Raw genomic sequence first — 231 nt, 5'->3', positions numbered from 1 at the left:
TTCCAGGCCGCCTCTCTACGACGGGCCTGATCAGCTCCACCGTTGTAAAGGTTGTAGGAGAAATTCAGCATGGCACTGAGAGTATCTGTGCGCCCATCAGCGGTGGGAATATTGGAACGGATATCGCTCCAGGTTTGACTAACCTCTAAATCCAGTTGAGGAAGAAAGTTGCTTTTAGTGGCATTAGCCTGAGTTTCGTAGGTTTTAATATCAACGCTTACTGCCTGAATA

At 47.6% G+C, this 231-nt stretch carries 1 protein-coding gene; it reads right to left on the bottom strand.

All coding sequences use genetic code 11. The features are described from left to right. The coding region (locus ACY2RR_RS24880; protein WP_490110880.1) for a TolC family protein at positions 1-231 on the bottom strand (231 nt) is incomplete at both ends.

The organism is Parendozoicomonas sp. 2304DJ65-17, assembly GCF_058148445.1.
The sequence above is the reverse complement of the archived record's forward strand: the minus strand, read 5'-3'. Positions and strand labels throughout refer to the sequence as shown.